The organism is Thermoanaerobaculum aquaticum (genome assembly GCF_000687145.1).
In the GTDB taxonomy this organism is placed as follows: Bacteria; Acidobacteriota; Thermoanaerobaculia; order Thermoanaerobaculales; family Thermoanaerobaculaceae; genus Thermoanaerobaculum; species Thermoanaerobaculum aquaticum.
In genome coordinates, this window is record NZ_JMFG01000018.1 from 2,070 (window position 1) to 22,379 (window position 20,310).

Below are 20,310 nucleotides of genomic sequence, written 5' to 3' on the forward strand. Positions count from 1 at the left end.
ACGTGCGTGGGGACTCCCTGCAGGACTGGTTCGACTCCCTTGACGAAATCGGTCCATCCCCACGTGCGTGGGGACTCCGCAATAGCCTGGACCGAGTACCGCACCCAGCCGGTCCATCCCCACGTGCGTGGGGACTCCTGACCCAGGGGGAGGAGCTGGACCCATTGCTCCGGTCCATCCCCACGTGCGTGGGGACTCCCCGCACCAGAACACGTTCGGCCTTAGCCCAATCGGTCCATCCCCACGTGCGTGGGGACTCCACCATGAGGGACGCGCTGCTTTTGGAGCTCCTCGGTCCATCCCCACGTGCGTGGGGACTCCTGACCCAGGGGGAGGAGCTGGACCCATTGCTCCGGTCCATCCCCACGTGCGTGGGGACTCCCTTCGGCGCTGCACGGAGGGCGCGTAGGTCATCGGTCCATCCCCACGTGCGTGGGGACTCCCGGGATCTTATCCGGGCTGGAAGGGCTGTTTACGGTCCATCCCCACGTGCGTGGGGACTCCGTACGTGTGCCTGACGGCTACGACTGGCTCGAAGGTCCATCCCCACGTGCGTGGGGACTCCTTCCGGCTGGTCCGCCTCGAGCTTCAGCTTGACGGTCCATCCCCACGTGCGTGGGGACTCCGGACACCACCTGAGCATCGGCCCGGCTCCACACGGTCCATCCCCACGTGCGTGGGGACTCCGTCAATGCAAATGCCAAGCATTTCTGCAACCTCGGTCCATCCCCACGTGCGTGGGGACTCGGAGCTATGAGAACGGAAAAGCGCTGCAAATCGACGGTCCATCCCCACGTGCGTGGGGACTCCATTTCTATTTTCCGCTTGCTTTGTTCCGGATGCGGTCCATCCCCACGTGCGTGGGGACTCCGCAGGCAGGTACGTCCCCTCCGCAACTTTTGCGGTCCATCCCCACGTGCGTGGGGACTCCGCTTTTATCATGACCGCTGGGGGAGCGGTTGGCGGTCCATCCCCACGTGCGTGGGGACTCCGCTCACGGTTCACCTCCCCTCGTAACGCTTTGGCGGTCCATCCCCACGTGCGTGGGGACTCCATTTCCCCCCGCCTGTGAGAAACGCATCGTCACGGTCCATCCCCACGTGCGTGGGGACTCCTTGGCGAACCGACGCGTGTTTTTCTAGATGAAGGTCCATCCCCACGTGCGTGGGGACTCCTAATCCGCCCCCACTGCAGGGCCGCTGCCATGCGGTCCATCCCCACGTGCGTGGGGACTCCGCCGGCAAAAGCCGGGGCCGAACCATCCGCACCGGTCCATCCCCACGTGCGTGGGGACTCCACTTGGTCGCCATTGCAAAAACCCACCCTAACCCGCCTCTATGTGTCGGGCTGGCCCTGAGAAGCGCATATCACCCTCCACCACCGGAACGGGAGCGTTGGGCAAGCCGCTGAAGCTTCTCCTTTTTTCTTATCGCTTCGGAGTTGCGCACGGCCACAAGCACCAGACCATCAAAGTCACGGGGAACCCTGTCCACATAGCCGTGGAGCCGAAGGGCAAAGCCCTGTTCGTTGTTGGTACCCCAAGCCATCGCGCAGCGGCCGCCCCCTGCTTTCTCCACAACCTTCTCCCAAAGAAGCTCCCGCACCAAGGCACTCACCCGCCCCACGAACACACCGGTATCCAGTTCCAGGAGCCAGCGGGTGAGTTCACCCCGAAGGCTCTTCGGTACCCTCTCCAGGATCAGCACCACCATAAGCCACACCGCCTTCCACTTCGCCCTCCAGGTCCCAAAGCCCCCCGGGCCGGCTTGGTTCTTCGTCCTCCACCTCGTCTTCCCCGGGAAGCCCGAGCCCGGAAAAGAGATCCAAAAGGTCTTCCACCATGCGCTCCAGAAGCCTGGCGCGGAGGATTTCGTCTCTGAGCTTGGTCCGTACCCTTCGCTCAACCTCGAGGTTGCCCTCTGCTGCCGTAAGAAAAGCGGCGGGAATCAAAACCTCGGTCTTGTAAAGGTCGGCTACGTCGTAAACGAACGAAAGGAGCTTTCCGGTATGGATAAAGCCCAGGGCCGGGCTAAAACCGCTGGAAACAATGGCCGCATGTGACAAGCCGTAGAGGTAGGCGGCACCCGCAGAGAGCGCCCGGTTCACGGGGTCAGAGGCGACCCAGTTGCGGCGGTCGTAGCTGCGGCCGTGCCACGGGACCCCTGTTTTCTCGCTCCAGCTGGCGTAAGCGGTGCGCACCCGCACGCCTTCCAGGCCACGCAGCCGCTCGAGGGAAAGATCGCTGGGCAAAGGTTCTCGAAAACGCTTGCGATAAAGGCGTAAAACCACCTCCAAATGTAACTTCGGGTCCGCCCAGGCCAGGGCTTGCCGCTGAAGCCGGCGAGCACTACGCGTATCCCCGAGACCTTGAGCGTAAAAGCGCGCCAGCCCTTCGCCCACCCAAGCCACTGTGCATCCGTTGTTGGCTAAGGCGCGGATCGCGGCATGGGTGATGCGGGTGCCCGGCCCGAGGAAAAGCACGCCTAAAGCCGCGACCGGCACCAGCGTGAGGCCCTCTTGGTCGTAAATGCCAATGCCTTGCGCCTCCTGCTCGATAAAGGCGTGCTCCACATAAAGGTAGGACAGGCCATCGCGAAATTTGGGAAGCTCCTTGAGATTGCGGGCGTTGGGGACTGGAGCCATGGCGTGCTAGGGGCACAGCGAGAGCAAGCCCAGGCCCAGGCCCTTGCCCGGGCCAATGCCGGTTTGCAGGGTTTTCAGGGCTTTTTCCGGGTCCACCACTTGAAGGGCGCCTTCAAAGAGCACAGCCTGGACCTGGATCAGGTGCCCGGATTTGCGCGTTTCTAAAAAGGTGTCCTGGCGAATGTGGGCCAGGTAGGCCCCGTCACCCGCCATCAGCCGGAAACCTCCGTCCGCCAGCTTGCGCGCCAACCAGGCGAGCTTTTCCTCGCGGCTTGCCAGCGCCACCCGCTTGCCCTTGTCGCGGGCCCGCTTGCTGGGGTTGGCCCGTAAGCGGAAGCGCAACACCTGCCCTTCGCGGAACAGCGGAAGGAAAGGCTTTGGCGGATAGACCCGGGCGTAGCCTTCTTCCAGGACGCTCCAATCCGGCTGGGTGAGGGTTTGCACCAAGACCACCGGTGGCTCGGTGCTGCGGGTGGGCTCGAGCCGCCATAAAAGCCGCTCCTGCCCTTGCTTGAGCGGTTGGGAAACCGCTCGGCAAAGGGTGCGGTGCATTTCGTAAGGGCTCGCCAGGTCTCTTCGCGCGGTGGGGGAGCGTAAGTCCAGCGCCAGCTTGCTAATCCACATGGTTTTCCTCCATGCTTTTCGCGGCCAACACCTTGACGGAGTCCTGGGGGAGCACCACCTCTTGAACGTAACGGACCCCAAACCGGCGTTGGGCGAAGGGGGCCAAAGGCTGGTCGTAAACCAGGCGCCCTTCCTGGCTCTCGATGACCAGGAGCAGCGGCTCTTTCGGTGTTTCGGGAAGGAGGTAGGGGTAGTGGCGCAGGGCTTCCTCCAACGGTTCCTCCCGCAGGCCGTCCTCCAGGTAAGGGGGAGGGCTGGGCACATACCCTTTGCGGCCCAGGTACAGCACGAAGCGGGGGTTGAGGAGGGCCCGGTGGGCTTCCGCGAGAAGCGAAGCAGGGCCCTCCAGCGCCACCAGGAAAGCGGCGTCGGCAAGGTAGTAGCGCCAACTTTGAACGTTGACCTTTGCCTTCAGGCTTGCCGCGAGGATCTCCCGGGCTGTTTGGTAGTCCACCTGCAGGACCCCCCTGCGGTCCACCCGCACGCCCATGCGCAGGGAAGCCAGGTCCGAAATGTCCTCCTGGCGGTCCCGGCCCAGCGCTGCGGCTAACAGGCCCAGGACCCCGCTTTTGGTGGGGTAAGGCCAGGTGTCGCGGTGGTCAAAACGGCTTCGGGTCCCCCAGGACTGCATTGGCCCCTGCAGCCGTAAAAGCAGCGTGGGCATCCTAGCCTCCCAAAAGCGCCATTAGAGCTTGGCCGGCTTTTTCCTTGAGCTGGGGCATTTGCTCCACCACTGGGATGCCGGGGACCTCCGCCTCGGTGAGGTTTAAAGCAGCTTTCCACTCGGGGTTTAAGGGCCCAAAGGCCCGGTCAAACTTGGCCCACTCCCGGGCCAGGGCCTCCACGGAGACCACGGAAAGGGCCTTGCCATCCTGAGGGCGAAGGGGGTTTTCAAAAGCCGTAGCGAGGTTGCGGGGCAAGCCCTTGCCGGCGCGGAAGGCCAGGAACAGCGGGGGGTTGTGGGCGGCAAAGGTGTTTTGCTTGCCCGACGGCAAAGTGAGCGCAAAGGCTTCAAAGAAAGCCAGGGCCCCTTTGAGGGCCAGCTCCTCATCCTCCTGAAGGTTGGCCACGAGCTGGTCCAGGTTGACCACGGCGTAGCGGTAAAGGGTGGCCGAGGAAAACTCTACGTCGCCCATCATTCCCGCACCGGTTTCTTCTTTGGGGTTGAGGTCGTCCACGGCGGTGTAGAAGTCAAACTCGCGGTCCACCTTGTGGGTGGAAAGGGCATGGGCTACCTGGGCGGCAGCGTCCACGCTGAGTTCGGGCCGGTCCGCCAGCATGCGCCCAAAGAGCGCCAAATCCACCGCTTTGCCGCCGTCCAGGACCTTTTCTAACGCTTCCTGAAGAGCCCCATCCAGCTCGGTCTTTTTCTTCCCCTTGGCGGGAGCCACCGTCAGCTTTTCCAGGTTGTCGCGGATACAGGCCGCAAGCTGTGAAAGCTCTTGGTTCCCCAAGAACAGCAGGTATTCGGTTTTGCCTTCTTGCACTGCAAAACCCAGGGCGTTGAGGGCGTTTTCCACCGCCAAACGGGCCTGGTCCTGGGGAAGGTCGGAGAGCCTTTCCAAAAGGGCGCTTACCAGGCGCTTGGTGCGCACCGCCCGCTCGTTTTCGTTGAGGAGCTGCTGCTGCTGAAAGGCCACCCGCACCGCGCGCTTTTGGGCTTGGCTGGAAATGCGGGCCCGCCGGTAGCCCCCAAAGAGTGCGTCCTTGGGGCTTCCCGTATCGTCCCTGTTTAAGTTGTTTGGACCCACCGTTTGAATGATGTGAATTTCCAAAAGCCTCATGATGTCACCTCCTCCTTTTCCTGTTGCTCGCTTTCTCTGTGCAGCCCGTAAAACTCCTTGGCCCAGCGGACCTGCACCGGCCTTTGGCGGTGAAACCAAAGGGTAAGGGCGTCGAGGAGCTCGGCAAAATCCAGGCCCCCATCCACCAAGTTCACGGCCTGGCGCAGGCGAAAGGCAATTTGGTCACGATCGGCGTCGAGCAGGGCCAGGAAACGCTTTTCCAGGCTTTCCGAACCGCGGCTTTGTTGTGCCTCCCAGAGGGCTTGGGACAACGTGCGACCCTGCTGATGGGCCCCGTCCTTCAGGGCGTACAGCCCCGCCACCAGGTAGTACGCCTCCCGCCTCCAGCCCTCCTCCCCCGCGCGTTGCACGAACGGCTCCACGTAGGGCATGGCAGGGGGGTAAGCCCCGGGGCCAAACGATAAGCTCCTCCTGAGGGCCGCTCGTGCTGGCGTCCAAGCCTTCTGGCCTTTCAAGGACTCCAGCCACTCCACGAACCTTTTGCCGTTCACGTGTTCACCTCCCTTTCCTTGAGCACGGCAAGCGCTCCGGCGAAAGCCCGTTCACCGGCGCCGAGGGCCTTGAGATGCCTTCCTTCCGTGCCGAGAAAACGACGGGTTTCTTCCCATGCACGCACCGCTGCTGTCCTGAGCTGTTCCCGCCAAAACCCCAGCGCCCCTCCCTGGCGAAGGCGCAAAAGGAAGCTTGGGAACTCTAGGTCGAGCTCGGACCAGTAAAGCCTCCGAAGCGGCAACGAGGCGGCAAAGTTCTGAAGCTGGTCTTTTTCTTTGCTGCCCAGGAGCGCTTGGGCGACATGCCAGCTGACGGTTCCCAGGCGCTTGCCGAGGTTTTCAGCGAGCTCCAGCCCTCTCTGCAAGATGATTTGCGCTTCGGCGGAAAAAAGCCCCTGGGGTAGGGGGTAGACCTCTCGGCGGATATCGAGCAGCTTCGCCTGGTCGGAAACCTGCCCCAAAACCCGCAGCGTGTACGAGCTCTCCCCGCGATCGGTAATACTGGAAGCCCATTGCAACGAGCCGGGCCATTGGCCACCGGCGGCGGGGAGCAGGGCGCCAAAGTCTCGCCAGAAGCTTTTCTCGGTGCTGAGCCGCAGGGGTAAGACGTTTCCCTTTGGGTCCTGGCGGTAGGCGGCCATGGGGTCGCGCCATAAAACGTCTAAAGGTTCCACCCCCGGGCCGTAAGCAATCCACCGGACGCCGCCGCCGGAGTCCAAAAGCAGCACCCCTCGGCTGGGCCAGGTAAAAACCCTGGCGCTGCCCTGCAAAGGCCACTTGGTGGCGTAACCGGTGACGTCCCTGGTGGTGAGCGGGGGAGTTTCCCAAATGGGGGGTTCCCTGCAATCGTCCGGCACCAGGTTCAGCACCAGAGTCTGAAAGAGGTTTTGCCCAACCGGCAGAAAGGCGGCCGGACGGGCCAGGGGTGCATCTTTCGCTGACCCCACCCCCAGCCTTCTCAGGAGGCCACCGGGAGCAAAATTTTGATGCACCAAGAGCGCCCGGGCAGCTTGGGCGTAGGACGCTACCGGAGGGTTTTCATCGGTGGTGTGGTCAAAAAGCGTAGGGTTGTTGCCACTGCTGAGCTCAGGCAACAGCTTGGACCAGGGCAGCGCCTCGTCTTGGGGCAAATCGGCAATTTGCCAAAAGGGATGGCGTTCGTGAAAAAGGTAAAAGCGGTCGTGGTAGCGGTCCAGGTAGGCGGCAATGGCACCCCGGTCGAACTCCCCCTTTTCCAGCACATCCATGGCGGCATAGACGTCTTGAACGGGAGGGAGAGCCCGGTATAGCACTGCCAAAAGCAAGCGGTGAAGGGCCGCCTCCTCCAATGGCGAAGCGACCTCTATGCGCTCGATGGTGTGGGCCTCAAGAAGCGCCGCTGCCAAACCGACTTCTGTCACCTTTCCGTCTTTGAAAACAGGGATCCAGGGCTCATCCAGCAGGTTGAACTTCGGCAAGGCGTCACCTCCCGCTTTCGTTTGCGAAGACCATTCCGTGCTCTTTTAGCGCGATTTTACAATTTTGTAAACCACCCCAAGTTCCGGATCGAGGCTCACGGTGATCCGGCCCCGCGCCCCGGGGAACTCCTGTCCCACTTCCAAAGGTCGAAGCCCCCGCAGCACCGCGCTCGCCTGCCATGCAGGGGGCGGGTCCTCTTGGAGCAGGACCTGGGGAATGGGGGGGCGAGAGATGCGGACCACCCGGCTCCAAAGGGCGAGGGTTTCTTCCTTTGTCAGGTTTCCCCTGAGCCTGGCCGGCTGCTGGCCCATGGCATCCAGGAACAACCCGTCGCCACGCCGGTACAGGGGAACCACAGGGACGGAAACATCCCCCAAGCGGGTCAAAAAGCGCTGGGTGCGGGCGTCCTCAGCTTCGTCGTCCAATCCAAAAGCTGCCGCAAGGTCGGTGGCATCGTATTGGCGGAGCAGTTTTTCCAAGCTGGAAAGCGCCAGGTTTTCTGCAGTTTTGCTCTCTTGGCGCCAGCGCTCCACAAGCTCCTTGTGGCTGCTCTCGGCCCTGTCCCTGTGGGCGTCGGGGAAGCGGCTTGGGTCCCGCTCGTAGACCTCCTCCAGCAGGGGCTCCAGGTCATCGGGCAGGTGCAGTTGCCTGCGGGCCTGAAGGGAAAGCCAGGTCGAGAGGAGTACGTAGTCCTCGTAAACCCTGTTCCAAAAGAGCTCGCCGCCAAAATCCGGCTCACCTTTGAGGCCGCCTACCAGCAACGTGGGCGCTCGGTGTCCCTCAGGTCGCTCCCGATGGTGGCGGTGCAGGCGGCCTGCCCGTTGGAACAGCAGGTCAATGGGCGCCAGGTCCGAATAGAGCAAGTCGAAATCCAGGTCCAGGCTTTGTTCGGCAACCTGGGTCGCCACAAGGATGGCCCTTTCCGGCCGCGGTCCGTGTTTGCCGAAAAGCGCCAGGACCACTGTTTCCCGAAGGCTGCGTTCCTCCGCCGGGAAGCGGGCATGGAGGAGAAACACCAGGGTCCCGTCGGGGAGGCGCTTGCCGACGACGAAACTGCCCTTTTGCTCCGGCAAGGAACGCAGCTCAGCCCAGGGTCCGCCGCCGGCATTTCCGTTTGCACTTTCCAGAAGCTTTCCTAGCTGAAGGGGCTCGCCTTCCCCCAGGGCAAGGTAGAGGGCCTGGGCCCGGTCCACGGTGTTGACGATGGCCCCCAGGGCACCGGGGAGGCGAGCGGTTAACAGCTGGGCCAGCCGAGAAACCTCCACCGGTGCATCCTCGATGTTCAGGGTTCGGCTTTGCAAGGGAAGGGTGTGTGCGCCAAGGAGCTTTTCACCCGCAAACACCGCAACCCTGGGGTAAGCAGGCAGGTTGACTCCCTCCGCTCCCCAGGCCGCCAACAGCTCCTGGCGTTTGGCTTGCGGCAGGGTAGCGGTCATGAGCACCACGCTGGAGCCCAAACTTCGAAGCCACAGGAGCAGGGCCCGCAAAAGCCCGGAGGTGTACGTGTCGTAGGCGTGCACCTCGTCCAGGACCACCACCCGGTTCATGAGACCCCAAAGGCGGATGAAGTGGTGTTTGACCTTCAGCACCCCCAGGAGGGCTTGGTCTACGGTGCCCACGCCGTGCCCGGAAAGCATGGCCCGCTTTCTGGCGGAAAACCAAGCCGATGCACCAACGCCTCCGGAGTCGTTGCCAGCTTGAGGCTCCCCGTCGGGGTCGTAAACGCCCGCCGGCTTCACCCGCTCGCAAAGGTCCTGGTAGAGCGGGTTCAGAACGGCGGTGCCGTGCTGGAGCTGCAGTTCCCACCGTTCTCCCTCTGCCAGGTTTTCCAGGAAGCCTTTTACCCTGGGGAACAACCCGTTGGCTGTGGCCTGGGTCGGCAAGGCCAGGTAAAGCCCCCGGTGAGCCAGCTTTTCCCGCAAGAGGTGGAAAGCGTGCAGGGCGGCTTCGGTCTTGCCCAGGCCCATAGGGGCTTCGATGAGGAGCAGGACCGGTCCGTCGTTGACTTGCGAAACCAAGAAAGAGACGGCTTGCTGAAGCGGGTTTGGGGGAAAGGGGAAAAGCCGGTCAAAGCTTTGGGGAGCCCTGGGCGTACGCGCACGCCAACCAACGCGGTTCAAGGCCTCCTGGGCCAGCGCCAGGGCGGAACGCCAGTAGTCTGGGGCCCGAGGATCCCGCCCCAGTGGAAAGAGCTGGGGGTCAGAGGCAATCCAGTCGGCAAACGAAGCAATGGCCATGACCCGCAGGATTGCCGGCGGCGAAACTTCGTTAACGGAAGGCTTCAACGTCGTGGGCATTTCCAACGTATGGAGGAACCGACTAACCAAGAGCTGCCTTACGCTTTTCCAGTTCCGGTCTTCGCATTGAACGTGCCACATTGCGGCGCGGCGTTCCTTTTGGTTGGCCACAAAGCCGTGGTGGGCCCCTAACCCTTGGGCGAGCTTGTCCGCCACCCGCCGGGGAAAACCGAGTTGCAACAAAGCCTCGCCAGCGTACAGCTCGGTAAACACGCCATGGGCCACCCACCCCGCGCCGACCACCTCTTGGTTCCACGCAAGGCCCAATTCGCGCAGCCGCGCGGCCCCCTCTTGCCAACTGGCCTGAAACACCGCGCTGGCCTTCCCCAAATCATGGAGCCCTGCCAGAAAGGCCACAAAGCGCAGGGCTTCCTCGTCATCCAGGCCCCAGTCGGCAGCGTAAAGCTCGCGCGTACGTTGAGGCTCCCGTCGAAGGATCTCCCAGGCCACCGCGGCGGTGTCCAGCATGTGAGCCAAAAGCGGGTGCCAGGGCGTTCCCGCCTTAGCCCAAAGGCTGACCAACGCCTGTTCTAAATCCACGCATTAGATGCTAGCAAATGTTTTCGAGCGCTGGTGTCTCTCAGCCTGGAAAAACACTGACCTGCGAGCTCTTAAAACCACAGTTTCTGACGAGCTTTTGTCAAAAAACGTGCTTGCGGGTTCTAAAGGGTAAAACCAGTCTCCTCGAACCTGCAGCTCCAGCGACGATGAATTCTTCTCGACAAAAAGCGCAACCACCTGGTTCTAATGGAAACGGGGCGTCTTCCAGGGGGGCAGTGCTTCTGCGAACGCCAAAAACGCAAGTGGCAAGCGTTAGCCTATTTTAGGAAAAACTTGACGGTGGAGTTAAAAAGTGGGGAGCGCTAGGAAAAGGCGGCCAACAAGAGATAACGGGTTCAAAGCGGGGGCGATTAACCCATCCCTTACTGCAATCTAGTTTTGCCGATCAATTCGGATTAGACCTTTGGCTTCAAGCTGGGAAAGGATCTCCAGGGCTTTGGCTTGTCCTTCGGGGAAAAGCCTGACGATGGACTTGACGTCCCAACTGCCGTTAATTCTGGAGAGCAGGTAACCCTCTTCCGGTGAAAGCTCCAGCCGCGTGACGGTGGAGAAGTCCACCGCCAAACGCGGTACGCCGTCTAAGGGCACCGTCTCGGCTGGCCGTGGAGAAAGTGGGGGGATGTTGAAGGCCGAGGGGTCGGCGGGGGTGAGGGAGCGCTCGCGCAGGGCGGTGAGGGCCTTGCGGGCTTGCACGTGCACGGGGTTGATGAGCAGCACTGCCTCGTAGGCTTCTTCCGCTTCCTCCAGCCTTCCCGCCAGCTCCGCGCTTTTGGCTTTAGCCAAAAGCTTCTTGACGGTACCCACGGTATCCCCGGGGCGTTCGGCGGCGCCCGGGCTTTTCACCTGCAGCACCTGCTTTTGGACCAGGGAAGCCAGCAGCGTGAAGGCGTCGAAGTCGGAGCAGTGCAGTTCGAAGCTGATGGCTGCGGCAGTGCGGCCTTCGGCCGCCAGCGACACCACGCGCGCTTCGGTAACGTCGGCAGGGGGCACCGGCCCTGGTGCAAAGGTTGTCCTGGGCGAGGGGATGACCTGGCGAATCCGCTCCCATTCGTCGGAGCGGCGGGCCCCTTCCAGGAGCACGCCCATAACGTCCAGGTTGAGCTGCACCGGAAGGTTTTCGGGGATGGGTTCTTCGTGGAAAACGAACTCCCCCTCGTCCCAGAGGAACAGGTCGTAAATGGTTTCTTCGGCCTTTTGTCGCAGCACCTTTTCCAGATCGTCAGGGGCAAGGAGGCCAAGCTCAATGAGGATGGCCCCTAAGGGACGGTGCTCCTGGTCCTGCTTGAGGAGGGCTTGAAAGAGGTGTTCCTCATCCACCAACCCCATGCGCAAGAGGTACTGGCCTAAAAACTCCCGGGGATCGTTGGAGGAAGAGGAGCAAATGGCCCCTTTCCGGAAGTACACGGCTTTTTCCACCTGACCGCGGCGAACCCGCAGGACCCCGGTCCCCCCCATGCGGGCCACCAACTGGATGACCTCAGGGAAGGGGAGGGTTCGCAGGTCGCCGGTAAGTGCCATGGTCCTTTAACTCAACGCCCAAGGGCGAGCGGGCTTTTTCAAGCTTATCACCGCGGGCGCACCCTCAGAAGGTGGCTTTCGGGGGAATGCGCGCGGCTTGCTGGGAGCTCCCCTGTACCCGCTGGTAGAGACGGCCTGCCTCCTCCAGGGCTGCCAGTGCCTCCTGCACCTGCTCGTCGTCCCGCACCAGGACCTTGTAACCCTCGCTGAGGGAAACGCCCACGTTGACCACCTCGGAAGTCAGCAGCACCGAGATGTCCTGCTTGTCAGCCGGCTTGGCTAAGGCCTCCGCCCACTCCTCGGCGGTCACCCACCCTTTTTCCACCGCGGTTTGCCCGAAAGCCTCCAGTTGCTGATCGTCGGCTCGAAAGGCGCGGGCCACAGTCTCTTTGTCCTGGTGCGGGGCGAGGTAGCTCACCGCGTACTGGAAGAACGCCGATTGCGCCAGGAGCTTGCTCACCGTGGCCGAGTACTCCCCGAGCCGGCGGAAGCGATCGGGGAAGATCCCGCCGTTGCCGTAAACCTTGCGGCCGCTGTCGGTGAAGTAAACCTCGCCCGGGGGTGGTGTGGGCGTGGCAAGCGGCTCCGGGCCACCGTTGGCCTTCAGCTCCTCGTGGCTCACGTAAGCAAAGTAGGAATCCCAATCCCGCTGGATGCACCGCCCCGAAGGGGTGTAGTACTTGGCGGTGGTGAGGGCCACACCGCAGTTCTTAACGGGAAAGATCGTTTGCACCACGCCCTTGCCGAAGGTGGGCTCCCCCACCACCAACCCGCGATCGTGGTCCTGAATGGCCCCCGCCACGATTTCTGCCGCCGAGGCGGTGGTCTGGTTGACCACCACCACCACCGGCCCCTCAAAGTGCTGGCCGTCCCGGGGCACCCGGTAGTCCTGGAAGGAGTCGGCGGTGCGCCCGCGGGTGGAAAACACCCTCTGCCCCGGCTGCAGGAGCAAACCGGCCACCTCCACCGCCGAATCCACCAGACCTCCTGGGTTGTCCCGCAGGTCCAGGATGAGGCGGGTGGCCCCCTGGTTGGTGAGGTTTTTCAGGGCGTTGGCCACCTCATGGCCGGTGGTGCGGGTGAACTCGCCAATGCGGATGTAGGCTGTGCGTTCGTCCAGGAGGAACGCGTAGCGGACCGAATCGGTGGGCACCCGGGCGCGGGTGACCTGAAACTCCAGGGGTTCGGGCAAGCCGGGGCGGATGATGGTGACCCGCACGGTGGTGCCCTCAGGCCCCCGCAAGCGGCGGGCAACCTCGTCCAGGTCCATGTCCTCGGTGGATTGCCCGTCCACCGCCTCGATGATGTCTCCGGCCCGCAAGCCCAAGCGGTAGGCCGGGGTGCCTTCAATGGGCGTGAGGATGGTGACCTTGCCACCGCGAATGCCAATTAACACGCCGATGCCGTAAAAGGAGCCCTGCTGGCGCTCCCGCATGGCGGCAAACGCTTCGGGGCGGAGGAAGTTGGAATGGGGGTCCAGGGTCTCCAGCATGCCATCCACGCTGCCGTAAACCAGCTCGCTGGCCGGGACCTCGAGCGGGGCGAGCTCCTGGGTTTTCTCGAGGATCTGGGTGTAACGGGCGAGAAAACCGGTGGCACCACCGTTGCCGGGAGCCTTTTCCCCCACGAGCGCTCCGGTGAGCGCTCCACCGCCCACGGTTACTGCCACCAACAGGGAAAACCCAAGCCGAGCCATGCGACCCTCCGCCAAAACTCTAACACACGAGCAAGACCCGGCTGGGGGCGGCGCGGCGCCGGCATCAGGAAGAGGGGTTGACTATAATCGCTCGGTGCGGCGCCGGGAGGGGTTATGTTTGGCTCAATAGGGTTTCCCGAGCTGGTGATGATTTTTATCGTGGCCCTGCTGTTGTTTGGGCCCAAGCAGCTCCCCCACCTGGGCCGGACCCTGGGTCGCGCTTTGGCGGAGTTCAAGAGGGCTTCCAACGACCTCCAGCGAACCCTGGAGGAAGAGGTAAGGGCGGAAGAGCTGCGGGAGGTGGGCAAGGAAGTAAAGGAAGCCACCCAGTTGCCCCAGGTGCTTTCGCCGGAAGAGCAGGCGCAGGTCATGGGCATGGGCGAGGCGCCAAAACTGGAAGGTGAAACCACGAGCGCGGAAGAGCAAACCAAGCCCCGAGGGGAAGGGCAATGAGCTGGCCCGAAGCAAGGGAAGAAGAGCTGCCGCGCATGACGCTTCTGGAGCACCTGGAAGAGCTCCGGAAGCGGCTTTTGGTTTCCATTGTGGCGTTGTTCGTGGGCTTTCTTTTGTGCTGGAACTGGGCCCGGGAGATCTTTGCCTTTCTTGCCAAGCCTTTGACCCAGTTTTTGCCCGAGGGTGAGAAGCTGGCGTTTACCGGCCTGGTGGACCCCTTCATGCTGTACATCAAGGTGGCGGCCTTAGCCGGTGTTTTCGTCGCGTCCCCGGTCATTCTTTACCAGCTCTGGCTTTTTGTGGCTCCGGCCCTCTACCGCCACGAAAGAAAAGTGGCCTCGCTTTTTCTGCTGGTGACCACCGTGTTTTTTGTTTTGGGCGGTTATTTTGGCTACGCCGTGGCTTTCCCGATGGTGTGCAAGTTCCTCCTGGAAATAGGCCGGGATTTCCGCCAGGTGCTCACCATCAACGAGTACTTCTCCATGGCCTCCAAGGTCATCCTGGGCCTGGGGTTGGTATTTGAGCTGCCGGTTTTGATTTTGTTTTTGGCGCGGCTGGGCGTGGTGACCCACCGCTTTCTCTTGAGGCACTTCCGCTATGCGGTGCTGGCGATCTTTATCGTCGCGGCCATCATTACCCCCACCCCCGACATCCCCACCCAAAGCGTTTTTGCCCTGCCGATGATAGCCCTTTACCTCCTGGGGGTGCTGGTGGCGTGGCTTTTTGGCAAGCGCCCGGAAACCAGCTAAAAGCGGGGTTGGCCGTTTTCCAAAAGCAGCTCACCATCCAGCCATAACGTGGGCTTTAAGAGGATGCCGTCCACGTGGAAGGGAACGTCCACCGTTCCCCCCATGGAAACGTTGTTGCCAAAGGCAATATGCACGGTGCCCAGGACCTTTTCGTCCTCCAGGATGGCGCCGGTGACCTTGGCCTTGGGGTTGGTGCCCACACCCAGCTCGGCCACGTTGCGGGCCAGAGGTCCTACCGCCTCCAGCTGCTGGGCAAACTCCCGGGCTTGCTCGCCCCCCTCCACGCTCACCACCTGACCGTTTTCCACCTGGATGCGCACCGGCTCCCGAAGCAGCCCGATGCCCGCTAGCGCTCCGTCCACCACGATGACGCCCTGGGTCTTGCCCTCCTCGGGCATGAGGTAAGCCTCACCGGAGGGGAGGTTCCCCCACTGCCCGGGTTCCCGGATCAAGCCGGTGGAGGCAATGGCGCGAATGCCGGTAATGGGGAGCGTTACGTCGGTGCCGGCGGGGGTCACCACCCTGGCCACGCTGGCTTTGGTGAGCAGCTCGGCCACGAAGCGGGTTTTCTCGGCAATGGCTTCGTAATCGGCGGTCATGGTGCGGATGAGCATGTCCTCGGTGATGCCCGGCATGGTGGCCACCCGCGCTCCAGCGGCGGTGGCGTCCCGGCGGGCTTTGGTGTGGGTGATGGAGCGGCTGGTGGCGGCCAGCACCGCGTCTACCTTTTGCATGAGGGTTGGAACCGGTTCTGGGGGTTCCTCGCCGTTGCGTGCTCGTTGCCCGTACTCCACGAAAATCACCTCTTTGGCGAGGGTTCTCCCGCCGCGCACAAAGGCGTAAGCGAGATCGTGGAGAGGGGGGTCGGCCAAAACCAAGAGCGTTTCCGAAGGCTTAAGCCCCAGGCAAACCGAGAGGGCCACGTGCACCGCATGCTCGAGCTCGTTCATGGCAGGAGTGTACCAGCCAAAGGGAGTGTGGTTGAATGGGTCCGTGAGCGAGCGGCATCCGTTGTGGGAGTTGGCCAGCCAGGCCCCGGAGCAGCCGGGCGTGTACCTGTTTTCCGACGGCCGCGGCAGGGTGCTGTACGTGGGCAAAGCTAAGGATCTCCGCCGGCGGGTGCTTTCCTACTTTGGCCGGGAGCAGCCGGTGAAAACCGCGCAGATGCTGGCCCGGGCCCGGGACCTCCAGTTTGTGGTGACGCGCACGGAAGTGGAAGCGCTCATCCTGGAAAACCAGCTCATCAAACAGCACCGCCCCCGCTACAACATCCTGCTGCGGGATGACAAGACCTACCCGTACATCAAGCTCACCACCTCAGAATACTGGCCCCGGGCGCTGTTGGTGAGGAAGGTGGAGGCCGACGGGAACGAGTACTTTGGCCCCTTCCTGGGCCACGGCACCGCTGCGCGCCTCATGGACCTCATCCGCATGTACAGCCAGGTGCGCACCTGCCACTGGGATTTAAAACCCGAGGGCACCTTGCCCCGCCCTTGCCTTTACTTTTCCATGGGCGCCTGTCTGGGGCCCTGCGTGGCCGGTCTCACCACCAGGGAAGCTTATCTGGACGCCGTGAGGGAAGTGCGCATGCTGCTTTCGGGCAAGACCGGGAAGCTGGGGAAGGTGCTCCAGCAGCGCATGTGGGAAGCGGCGGAACGGGAAGAGTTCGAAAGGGCGGCCCGCTACCGGGACCTGGAAAGGGCCGTGAAGGCGCTTGCGGAAGGCCAGGTGGCGGAGCTTCCGGGCAAAGGTTCCTTTGATGTTTTCGGCGTGGAAGGCGACGGGCGCGATGTCACCACGGTGGTTTTGGTGTACCGCCAGGGCAAGCTTTGCGACAAGCGGGAATACCACTTCGAGGGGGCGGAGGTGCCGGCGGACGGGGCTTTCCTGTCCGAGTTTGTGCCGCAGTTTTACGAGGCCAACCCGGCCGTGCCGGAGCAGGTAATTTTGCCTTTTGCCGTGGACGAACCCGAGGCGCTGCAGGGATTTTTGGCGGCGAAAGCGGGCAGGGGCGTGGAGGTTCTGGTCCCCAAGCGCGGTGAAAAGCGCAAGCTCCTGGAGCTGGCCCAGGAAAACGCCGGGGAGTCCTTCCGCTTGCGGTTCCGCCACCCAGCCCGGGAAGGGGAGAGGCTGGGGGCGGAAGTGCAAAGCCTCTTCCACTTGCCAAATCCGGTTTTGCGGATTGAATGCTTCGACGTTTCCCACACCGGTGGGGAAGCAGCGGTGGTGTCGGTGGTGGTGTGGGAGAAGGGCAAGCTGGCCAAGCGGGAGTACCGCAGCTTTAACGTCAAAACCGCCAAACCCGGGGACGATCCCGCAGCCATTGCGGAAGCGGTGGGGCGCCGCTTTCGCCGGCTGCTGGCGGAAGGCAAGGCCCTTCCGGATCTAGTGCTCATTGACGGCGGGCCCACGCAGCTGGCCGCCGCCCGCCAGGCCTTGGCGAAGGTGGGCTGCCAGCTGCCGGTGGTGTCCCTGGCCAAGCGCTTTGAGGAAATCTACCAGGACCCCGGCCAGCCGCCGCTTCGTCTCCCCAACAACCACCCGGTGCGTTTGCTGCTGCAGAAAATCCGCGACGAAGCCCACCGCTTTGCCATCACCAGGCACCGCCGGCGTCGGCGGGCCAGGCGGTTGGCTACGCAGCTTTTGGCGGTTCCCGGGGTGGGTCCAACTCGGGCCAGGAAGCTGCTGGCCGCTTTTGGTTCCGTGGACGGGATCCGAGCGGCCTCCGAGCAGGAGCTGGCAACGGTGGTGGGCCGCAAGCTCGCCAAAGCGGTGAAGGCTGCGGTTTCCCGAGAGAAGGCGTAAAAGACCCGGGATTCTGCGCTTAGAACCGGGCGACCACCTGAAAGGGGTGAAACCCAGTTCGCAAAAAGTCGGGCACGTGTTTCTCCAAGCAAAAAATAATTCGGTTTTTCTGTGGTTTTCTTGCGTTTCTTTGAACATCTCGGGCAGCCGCTGGAGTTGCAGCGGGGTGGGTTTTTTGGCTATTATTCTCCGTGCCCACCGTGTTGCGGCCCAGGTACCGGAAGGAAGCGGGTGCCGGGCTTTCTCTCTTCAAAGAAATTTCAAAAAGCCCTGGTGTTCTTGGGCAGGAGGAGGAGACGTGATGCGCAGACCAATTGGTTGGAGGGTTTTGCTTATCTTACTTTTTGCGGTGGCCCTTGGCAGTTGGCAAGCCGCAGCCGCCGAGTACGACGACTGCGATGCCAACTTCATTGCCTTTGTGGGGGCCAGCGCCTACCAGTTCTCTCCCTATGCTCCCGGACCTTTAGGAACCGTTCGACTGTACTCGGTGCTTTCCTACCAGCGGGCGGCCGCTTTAGGGGAGCGGGGTGATGTGAGGTGGAAGCTGGAGATTCGCTCCCCTGAAGGCAGCATCGTGCGGGAAGCGGAAGGGGCGGGCCGGCTGGAGGAAAGCGGGCAGGTACTGGCGGAGTTCTTGTGGGACGGCAAGGACCAGCACGGCAGGATCGTGCCGGAAGGCATTTACACCTACACGTTTCGCGCCTATTTCCTGGCCGACTCCCACGGCAAGCGGTTTGAAAAGTTGGAAGAGCTAGCCTCAGCGCCCATGGTGGAGGAAGCCATGGCCTCCACCGATGAGGTGGTGGTGAACTACACGCTCCCCGACACCGTGGCGCAGCAAATTCGCGTGAGCGCGCTGGCCACAAGCTGCGAGGTGCAGCAAAACGTCCCGCTGGAAGCGGGTTTTCCTTACAACTTTTACTACGGTTCCACCCACAGCCACTCCAACTTTTCCGATGGCGGACAGCCCACCACCAACTGCTCCTCGGGTAACGCCTACGGAAGCGGCACCTTTAACCCCGCGGCGGTCTTCGATTTTGCTCGCTACTCGGCGGGTCTGGATTACTGGGTGGTGAACGAGCACAACCACCTCATCAATGATTCCGTGGCGACCAACAACCCGCCGGTGACCGAAGCCAAGGTAAAGCAACGTTACCAAGACGGGCGGGCGGCGGCTGCGGCAGCCACCGTGGACGGCACCTTTGTGGCCCTTTACGGCATGGAATGGGGCGTAACCACCAACAGCGATCAGGGGCACGTGACGCTTTTGGAAACGCCGGTGCTCTTTGGCTGGGAGAGCTGCAGCAACTGCAACGGGCCGAACCCCGAATGTACCCCGGGAACCGACTGCTACTTTGACGTTTTCACGCCCAAGCGCTATGGCTACCTCACGCTTTACCAGCGCTCGGTGGAAAACCCCTCGCCGGTGGGACCGCTGGGCATCTTTTGCCATCCAGGTACGGGAAACTTCGATAACTACGCCTTCGATGCCAACGCCGACGCTGCGATTCAAGGTATTGCGGTGCGTTCGGGGCTTGCCTTTACCACCTCCACCACCTGCTCCGATGCCAACGTGGCCACCACCGATTACACCCCACGCTGGCGGGAGGCCTTAAACAAAGGGTTCCACCTGGGCCCCACCGCCGATCACGACGCCCACTGCAACAACTACGGCATCGCGCTTCCCAACCGCACCGTTTACTTGCTGCCCAACCAAACCACGCCGGTGCTTACCAAGCAAGCGCTGCTTTTGGCCCATAAACAGCGGCATTTCTTTGCCACCGAAGACCCCAACGCCCAGCTGGTCTTTGCCACCGGCGATGGGGCGCACATCATGGGCGACATCTTTTCCGTGGGCAGCTCGGTAACCCTGCGGGCGGCCGTGTACGACCCCGCGGGGGAAACGCTTTCCCGCATTGAGCTGTGGCGGGGTCAGGTGGGTGCAGGAACGCTCACCGCTCCCTACCTCACCTGGAGCAACCAGGACAGCTTCACGGTCACCGAAAGCTTTACCAGCGGCACCTACTACTACTTCGTCCATGCGGTGCAGGCCGACGGCCACGACCTGTGGTCCTCCCCCATGTGGATTACCTTTGGGGCCGCCTGCAGCGACAGCGACAACCCCACGGTGGCCGTGGTTTCGCCTTCCAGCGGAGCCACCGTTTCCGGCACCGTGACCGTCCGGATGCAAGCCAGCGACGCCACCTGTGGGCTTTCCCGGGTGGAGCTTTCCATTAACGGTGGCCCCTGGAGCCAGGCCAGCTACAACCCGGCCAGCGGCTACTACGAGCTCGCCTGGAACACCGGCGATACCGCCTGCAGCGGTGCCGCCACCTTGCAGGCTCGGGCCACAGACGCTTCCTCCCCCGCTCACACCACCAACTCGGCGTCGGTGCAGGTGACCATTGCTCCTGCGGATACCACTGCGCCTTTGGTGAGCATCGTGGCTCCGGCAGCGGGGTCGGTTATTTCTTGCCAGGACACGGTCATCAAGGTGAGCGCCAGCGATGCCTCGGGGGTTGCTGGCGTGGAGGTGCAGGTGGACGGCGGGGCCTGGACCCCGGCCAGCTTCAACACCGCCACCGGTTACTGGGAGTTGACCTGGGCCAGCAGTGCCGCTCCTTCCGGCACCCACACTATTGCTGCCCGGGCCACCGATGCTTCCTGCGCCGCTAACGTCGGTACCGCCTCGCCGGTTTCGGTCACCGTCAACAACGCCTGCGGTCTGGACGTTTCCAACTACCGTCTGGTTCAGATCAACGCCAGCTTCACCTACACCATCCCCGCCGGTACCCGCATTGCCGACGGTGGCTACCTGGTCATTGCCCGCAACGCTAGCAAGGCGGCGTTTGAAGCCTTCTGGGGGGTGACGCTTCCCTCCAACGTGACGTTCATCAACGCCGGCGGGGCTTTCCCGGTGATGAACGGTGACGAGCAGTTCACGCTTTACGACGCCGCAGGGAATAGGCTGGACGGTCGCACCGTCAAAATGCCCACCGGTGGCGGGTACACCGTACAACGCAAGGACCCCTGTCTGGCAGCGGGTAAGAGCACATCCTGGACCATCAGCTCGGCGAGCTGGGCTACCCCCGGCACCGGCGCCGGCCCGGGGTGCGGCAAGGGCCTGGTGATCAACGAATTTGCCGACCCGGCGGGCAGCGGAGAGTACGTTTACGAGTTCATTGAGCTCCACTACGACCGCTGAGGGCT

At 62.7% G+C, this 20,310-nt stretch carries 15 protein-coding genes and 1 CRISPR repeat array; of the genes, 4 read left to right on the forward strand and 11 right to left on the reverse strand.

Annotation, left to right across the window (positions count from 1 at the left end):
* Positions 1 to 49: 49 nt before the first annotated feature.
* Positions 50 to 1,297: direct repeats of the CRISPR family, unit length 29 nt; unit sequence CGGTCCATCCCCACGTGCGTGGGGACTCC.
* A gap of 70 nt (positions 1,298 to 1,367) precedes the next feature.
* From cas2e to EG19_RS07075, 10 genes are all read right to left on the reverse strand, one after another.
* On the reverse strand, positions 1,368 to 1,712 hold the full coding sequence (gene cas2e, locus EG19_RS07030) for a type I-E CRISPR-associated endoribonuclease Cas2e (RefSeq protein ID WP_038049090.1): 345 nt from the start codon (positions 1,710 to 1,712) through the stop codon (positions 1,368 to 1,370).
* Positions 1,666 to 2,643 carry a type I-E CRISPR-associated endonuclease Cas1e gene (cas1e, locus tag EG19_RS07035; protein ID WP_038049092.1) on the reverse strand — a complete coding sequence of 326 codons (978 nt, stop codon included), beginning with the start codon at positions 2,641 to 2,643 and terminating at the stop codon, positions 1,666 to 1,668. Before cas1e ends, cas2e begins: the two co-directional genes overlap by 47 nt.
* Before the next feature lie 6 nt (positions 2,644 to 2,649).
* Entirely contained in the window at positions 2,650 to 3,267 is a 618-nt protein-coding gene (gene cas6e, locus EG19_RS07040) for a type I-E CRISPR-associated protein Cas6/Cse3/CasE (protein ID WP_038049094.1), read from the reverse strand.
* Positions 3,257 to 3,931, reverse strand: a complete 675-nt coding sequence (gene cas5e / locus EG19_RS07045) for a type I-E CRISPR-associated protein Cas5/CasD (RefSeq protein WP_038049096.1) — start codon at positions 3,929 to 3,931, stop codon at positions 3,257 to 3,259. Before cas5e ends, cas6e begins: the two co-directional genes overlap by 11 nt.
* Position 3,932: 1 nt before the next feature.
* Entirely contained in the window at positions 3,933 to 5,051 is a 1,119-nt protein-coding gene (gene cas7e, locus EG19_RS07050; protein WP_038049098.1) for a type I-E CRISPR-associated protein Cas7/Cse4/CasC, read from the reverse strand.
* Positions 5,048 to 5,563 carry a type I-E CRISPR-associated protein Cse2/CasB gene (casB, locus tag EG19_RS07055; protein WP_038049100.1) on the reverse strand — a complete coding sequence of 172 codons (516 nt, stop codon included), beginning with the start codon at positions 5,561 to 5,563 and terminating at the stop codon, positions 5,048 to 5,050. Before casB ends, cas7e begins: the two co-directional genes overlap by 4 nt.
* The gene (casA, locus tag EG19_RS07060; RefSeq protein ID WP_038049102.1) at positions 5,560 to 7,020 is read right to left on the reverse strand and encodes a type I-E CRISPR-associated protein Cse1/CasA; all 1,461 of its coding nucleotides are present in this window, start codon (positions 7,018 to 7,020) and stop codon (positions 5,560 to 5,562) included. Before casA ends, casB begins: the two co-directional genes overlap by 4 nt.
* A 45-nt stretch (positions 7,021 to 7,065) precedes the next feature.
* Positions 7,066 to 9,858, reverse strand: a complete 2,793-nt coding sequence (locus EG19_RS07065; protein WP_038049105.1) for a CRISPR-associated endonuclease Cas3'' — start codon at positions 9,856 to 9,858, stop codon at positions 7,066 to 7,068.
* 393 nt (positions 9,859 to 10,251) lie between these two features.
* Positions 10,252 to 11,397 (reverse strand): DUF4388 domain-containing protein, encoded by a 1,146-nt coding sequence (locus EG19_RS07070; RefSeq protein ID WP_038049107.1) that lies wholly within the window; start codon positions 11,395 to 11,397, stop codon positions 10,252 to 10,254.
* A gap of 64 nt (positions 11,398 to 11,461) precedes the next feature.
* Positions 11,462 to 13,093: a S41 family peptidase gene (locus EG19_RS07075; protein ID WP_053335041.1), complete on the reverse strand. Its 1,632-nt coding sequence runs from the start codon at positions 13,091 to 13,093 to the stop codon at positions 11,462 to 11,464.
* Between the two features lie 114 nt (positions 13,094 to 13,207).
* Between EG19_RS07075 and tatB the strand changes: the two genes are divergently transcribed.
* Together tatB and tatC are read left to right on the forward strand one after the other, a co-directional pair.
* A complete protein-coding gene (gene tatB / locus EG19_RS07080) occupies positions 13,208 to 13,546 on the forward strand; it encodes a Sec-independent protein translocase protein TatB (protein ID WP_038049109.1) in 339 nt (112 codons plus the stop codon).
* Positions 13,543 to 14,295, forward strand: a complete 753-nt coding sequence (gene tatC / locus EG19_RS07085; RefSeq protein WP_038049111.1) for a twin-arginine translocase subunit TatC — start codon at positions 13,543 to 13,545, stop codon at positions 14,293 to 14,295. The genes tatB and tatC overlap by 4 nt, the downstream gene beginning before the upstream one ends.
* On the opposite strand, the gene EG19_RS07090 is transcribed toward tatC, so the two are convergent.
* Positions 14,292 to 15,245, reverse strand: coding sequence for an aminopeptidase (locus EG19_RS07090; protein WP_038049113.1), 954 nt, complete (start codon positions 15,243 to 15,245; stop codon positions 14,292 to 14,294). The genes tatC and EG19_RS07090 overlap by 4 nt on opposite strands.
* A 43-nt stretch (positions 15,246 to 15,288) precedes the next feature.
* On the opposite strand from EG19_RS07090, the gene uvrC reads away from it, so the two are divergent.
* Together uvrC and EG19_RS07100 are read left to right on the forward strand one after the other, a co-directional pair.
* Positions 15,289 to 17,100 (forward strand): excinuclease ABC subunit UvrC, encoded by a 1,812-nt coding sequence (uvrC, locus tag EG19_RS07095; RefSeq protein WP_161685464.1) that lies wholly within the window; start codon positions 15,289 to 15,291, stop codon positions 17,098 to 17,100.
* A 301-nt stretch (positions 17,101 to 17,401) separates the two neighbouring features.
* A complete protein-coding gene (locus tag EG19_RS07100; RefSeq protein WP_038049116.1) occupies positions 17,402 to 20,305 on the forward strand; it encodes an Ig-like domain-containing protein in 2,904 nt (967 codons plus the stop codon).
* Positions 20,306 to 20,310 lie beyond the last annotated feature (5 nt).

Bases quoted from the DNA above. Each gene is read 5' to 3' on its own strand.
- cas2e (WP_038049090.1), bottom strand. From the start codon at position 1,712: ATGGTGGTGCTGATCCTGGAGAGGGTACCGAAGAGCCTTCGGGGTGAA.
- cas1e (WP_038049092.1), bottom strand. From the start codon at position 2,643: ATGGCTCCAGTCCCCAACGCCCGCAATCTCAAGGAGCTTCCCAAATTT.
- cas6e (WP_038049094.1), bottom strand. From the start codon at position 3,267: ATGTGGATTAGCAAGCTGGCGCTGGACTTACGCTCCCCCACCGCGCGA.
- cas5e (WP_038049096.1), bottom strand. From the start codon at position 3,931: ATGCCCACGCTGCTTTTACGGCTGCAGGGGCCAATGCAGTCCTGGGGG.
- cas7e (WP_038049098.1), bottom strand. From the start codon at position 5,051: ATGAGGCTTTTGGAAATTCACATCATTCAAACGGTGGGTCCAAACAAC.
- EG19_RS07070 (WP_038049107.1), bottom strand. From the start codon at position 11,397: ATGGCACTTACCGGCGACCTGCGAACCCTCCCCTTCCCTGAGGTCATC.
- EG19_RS07075 (WP_053335041.1), bottom strand. From the start codon at position 13,093: ATGGCTCGGCTTGGGTTTTCCCTGTTGGTGGCAGTAACCGTGGGCGGT.
- tatB (WP_038049109.1), top strand. From the start codon at position 13,208: ATGTTTGGCTCAATAGGGTTTCCCGAGCTGGTGATGATTTTTATCGTG.
- tatC (WP_038049111.1), top strand. From the start codon at position 13,543: ATGAGCTGGCCCGAAGCAAGGGAAGAAGAGCTGCCGCGCATGACGCTT.
- EG19_RS07090 (WP_038049113.1), bottom strand. From the start codon at position 15,245: ATGAACGAGCTCGAGCATGCGGTGCACGTGGCCCTCTCGGTTTGCCTG.
- EG19_RS07100 (WP_038049116.1), top strand. From the start codon at position 17,402: ATGCGCAGACCAATTGGTTGGAGGGTTTTGCTTATCTTACTTTTTGCG.